Here is a 3965-nt window from a genome sequence, read left to right as displayed (position 1 = left end):
ACCGATGGAGAGTGCCATGACCAAGAACCAGCACGACTTCACCGACCAGCCGTCCTTTTGAGGTCACGAGCAAGCGTCGGAAGTCCTACCCGTCCGAAACCCGCGTGAAGCGCGGCGTCCGCATCGTCCATGGCGATGTCGAACTGCAGGAAAAGCTCGGCCGCAACGATCCCTGCGTTTGCGGCTCCGGGCGCAGATTTCAAGAAGTGCTGCATGCCGAGCGGCCATTTCGACGGCTCCGACCGGGATGACTACTTTCAGGGAGTGATGCCTCCCTCCCCGAGTAAAGCGCGGGGAACCCCTCTCCCGGATGGGAGAGGGGCAGGGGTGAGGGACCGCCGCTGATCGCGTAGGCGTAACGGCGCCGTCTCTCCCTCTCCGGCAACGGCAGGCCCTCATCCGGCGCTCCGCGCCACCTTCTCCCATCCGGGAGAAGGAAGAGAGCGTCGCGGCTCCCATCAAACTTATCCCCGCCCCTCCTCACCCGCCCTATCCTGCCCTCGCCCATCACCCAAACGGGGCGGCCGTCCGGAGGTATGCTGGAGGTTGGGTGAGGGTCGGCGCCTGCGGGCGGGGGTTACGCCCCGCTCCCGGGAGGCTTCGGGAACCGCCCTGGGGACACTACGGTCCCTGTGCGAGGAGCTCGCTGGGAACGGCCGGCCGTTGACGATGGGTACGGTGACGACGCGACAACCCGCTGAGGGGAACTGGCGTCGAAACCCGCCCATCCTGAACCGCTTAGGCCCGATAAGCGCGGCCCGGAGCCCAAAATCGCCGGAGGCGGAGCGCCACGGGGCGTGCGACGGGTGGCTCAATCCCGCCGCGCCGCAGCCTGGCTCAACGGTTGCGGATTCACTTCGCGCCTCGCGGCGCTCCGCCAGCCCTGCCTAGCACCCTTGCGACCCCGCTGCGCATCGCGCGGGCGGATGATCCTGCATGCCCAGCCCGAGCGGAGCGCCACCATGCCGAAACGCCAGAACACCCCTGCCGCTATCCCGCCAATCACCGATTTCGAGAGCTGCCAGAGGGCGCGGGCCGCCCTGTTTCGCCGGCTGACCGACCAGCTCGAAATCTTTCGCGTCTGCCCGAACAGGACCTGCAAGCGGATGCGCGCCTGCCAGGATGCGCGCGGCACCTGCTTCCACGCCGTGATGCGGGCGATGCCGGACGATACCCGCAGGTCGTTCGCCTATGCCATGGAGAACCGCGCCAAGGGGCTCGACCCCGACGAGGCCATCGCGCAGGCTGAGGCGCGTGTGGCCGGGGAGATCGCGCGGGAGGGGGCGTGATCTCACCGCCCTCGCAAAGCATGCGCGGGGAACCCCTCTCCCGCATCGAAGTCGGCTGCTGCCGACTTCGACACTCCAAGTGCTGATCTCGGGCAAGCCCGAGATCAGTGAGAGGGGCAGGGGTGAGGGACCGCCGCTGACCGCATAAGCGCAACGGCGCCGCCTCGCCTTCAATTGCAGCGGCAGGCCCTCATCCGGCCCTCCGGGCCACCTTCTCCCATCCGGGAGAAGGAAAGAGGCGTCGCGGTTCTCTTGTGCAAGAGGTGTCGAGGCTCCCTCGCGCAAAAGGCGTCGCGGTCCCCTACCCTCGGAACCGGTCGATGATCGTCACGCCGGTGCCCTCGAAGCGGTCCATCGCCATCAGGGCGGGGATCGATTCGGCAAGGTCGATGCGGCGGCCGACGAGCTGCTGCGGGGTGAGCTTGCCGGCGCTGATCATGTCGAGCATCGCGCCATAGCGATGCGCCTGCATGCCGTGGCTGCCGAGGATTTCGAGCTCGTGGGCGATGACCTGCGCCATCGGGATCGGCGGCGCCGCCTGCTCCGCCAGCAGCAGTCCGACCTGGACATGCTTGCCGCGCTTGCGCAGGTTCGCCACCGAGTTGAAGCAGGTCTGGGGGTGGCCGAGCGCATCGAGCGAGACATGGGCGCCGCCGCCTGTCGCGTCGCGCACGGCGGCGACGACGTCGGGCTGCGACTTCGCGTTGATCGTCACCGCGGCGCCGACCTCGCGGGCGAGGCGCAGCTTGTCGTCGGAGATGTCGACCGCGACGACATTCGCGCCGAGCGCATTGGCGATCATGATCGCGGAGAGGCCGACGCCGCCGCAGCCGTGAACCGCGACCCATTGCCCGGCCGTGACCTTGCCCTGGTCGACCACGGCGCGGAACGAGGTCACGAAGCGGCAGCCGAGGCTGGCTGCCGTGGCGAAGTCGATCTCGTCGGGCAGGCGCACGATGTTGAAATCGGCCCGGTCGATGCGGACATACTCGGCAAACGAGCCCCAATGGGTGAAGCCGGGCTGGAACTGGTCGTCGCAGACCTGCTGGTTGCCGGAATGGCATTGCGGGCAGGAGCCGCAGCCGGCGACGAAGGGCACGGTGACGCGGTCGCCCTCGCGGAAGCGCACGACGCTGCGGCCGACCGCGGCGATGACGCCGGCAAGCTCATGGCCCGGCACATGCGGCAGGCGGATATCGGGGTCGTGGCCGACCCAGCCATGCCAGTCGCTGCGGCACAGGCCGGTCGCCTCGACCTTGATGATGACGCTGTGCGGCTCCGGCGTCGGGTCCGGCAGGATGCGCAGCTCGGGGGCCTGCCCGAAGGCTTCGTAGACGACGGCTTTCATGGGGCGGGCCTCCTTCGGTCGAGGCCCGTGTCATGCCGCCGGGCGGGGAGGAGCGTCAACCGCGCGGCGTGGCGGTGGGCCCCTGCCCTCAGCTCATGCGAAATGCACCTCGATCTCGCCATCGGCCTTGCGGGCGATGGCGCAGGTCCTGGAGAAGCCGTCGGCGGCGATGGCGAGCTTGAAGCGCTCGGGCACGCCGGCGGTGCTGAGCAGCGCGAGGCTCGCCCCCTGCTCCGACAGGCGCTTGACGGTGCAGTCGATCACCGAGCGGCCGCCGTTGAAGACGATCCGCCCGGCCTTGAGCACGCGCCGGCCGAGCCCGGCGGCGGCAGCACCGTCGGCGACGGGCGCGGCGACGCAGCGGTCGCGCCCCTCCGCCTTGGCGCGATACAGCGCCGCGTCGGCGAGGCCCAGCAGCGTGTCGAGATCGGCGGCGGCGGGGCTGAAGGTGGCGACGCCGAGGCTCGCCGTGACCGAGAAGGGGTTGCCGGCGCCGGCGAAGCCCTGGGCGGCGATGCCGCCGCGCAGCTTCTCGGCGACGCCGAGCGCGGCCTGCCGGCCGGTATGGGGCAGCAGCACGGCGAATTCCTCGCCGCCGAGGCGGCCGATCAGGTCGGTCTGGCGCAGCAGGGCGCGGCAGCTCGCGACGCTGCCGGCCAGCACGGCGTCGCCGGCGGCATGACCATGCGTGTCGTTGATCGCCTTGAAGTGGTCGAGGTCGAGCGCGATGCAGCTCGCCTCATGGCCGTGACGCTGGGCCAGCGCCAGGATGCGCGCGCCCTCCTCGCGGAAGGCGCGGCGCGCGAGCGCCCCGGTCAACCCGTCGGTGGTGGCGAGCAGGCGCAGCTCCAGCGCCTCCAACACGATGCCGGCGAGGTCGGAGAGGATGGCGATCTCCCCGGCGCTGATTGCGCGCGGCTGCGGGCCCATCGCGCAGAGCGTGCCGATGTTCTGGCCCTCGGCGCTGCGCAGCGGCACGCCGGCATAGAAACGCAGGAAGGGAGGGCCGAGCACGAGCGGATTGCCGGCGAAGCGGCCGTCCAGATGCGTGTCCGTCACGATCAGCGGGTCGCTCTGGCGGATCGTCAGGTTGCAGAAGGCCGGGCCGCGATCGCCCTCGCAGTCGGCGACGCCCTGGCGCGACTTGAACCATTGGCGGTGCGCGTCGAGGAACGTCACCGTCGCCATCGGCACCTTGAGGATGCCGCAGACCAGGCGGGTGATGCGGTCGAACGATTCCTCGCCCGGCGTGTCGAGGATGTCGTAGCGCGCGAGCGCGTCCAGACGAGCCTGTTCGGTCTCGGCTGCGGAGATGGACATGCCTGTCG

Annotated in this window: 4 protein-coding genes; 2 read left to right on the top strand and 2 right to left on the bottom strand. The window is 70.1% G+C overall.

What is annotated here, in order from left to right:
- The first annotated feature begins 104 nt into the window (after positions 1–104).
- Positions 105–251, top strand: a complete 147-nt coding sequence (locus ACIPIA_RS11730; protein WP_400509677.1) for an SEC-C metal-binding domain-containing protein — start codon at positions 105–107, stop codon at positions 249–251.
- A 711-nt stretch (positions 252–962) separates the two neighbouring features.
- The gene (locus ACIPIA_RS11725; RefSeq protein ID WP_400509675.1) at positions 963–1289 is read left to right on the top strand and encodes a hypothetical protein; all 327 of its coding nucleotides are present in this window, start codon (positions 963–965) and stop codon (positions 1287–1289) included.
- A gap of 301 nt (positions 1290–1590) precedes the next feature.
- Here ACIPIA_RS11725 and ACIPIA_RS11720 read toward each other — a convergent pair whose 3' ends face one another.
- On the bottom strand, positions 1591–2637 hold the full coding sequence (locus tag ACIPIA_RS11720) for a zinc-dependent alcohol dehydrogenase family protein (RefSeq protein WP_400509673.1): 1047 nt from the start codon (positions 2635–2637) through the stop codon (positions 1591–1593).
- Between the two features lie 93 nt (positions 2638–2730).
- On the bottom strand, positions 2731–3965 hold a 1235-nt coding region (locus ACIPIA_RS11715), incomplete at its 5' end, for a sensor domain-containing diguanylate cyclase (protein WP_400509671.1).

The sequence above is a fragment of the Allobosea sp. CER48 genome (assembly GCF_044752385.1).
Taxonomy (GTDB): Bacteria; Pseudomonadota; Alphaproteobacteria; order Rhizobiales; family Beijerinckiaceae; genus Allobosea.
The sequence above is the reverse complement of the archived record's forward strand: the minus strand, read 5'-3'. Positions and strand labels throughout refer to the sequence as shown.

Excerpts from the sequence above, each read along its gene's own strand:
- ACIPIA_RS11725 (WP_400509675.1), top strand. The coding sequence starts at position 963 with ATGCCGAAACGCCAGAACACCCCTGCCGCTATCCCGCCAATCACCGAT.
- ACIPIA_RS11720 (WP_400509673.1), bottom strand. The coding sequence starts at position 2,637 with ATGAAAGCCGTCGTCTACGAAGCCTTCGGGCAGGCCCCCGAGCTGCGC.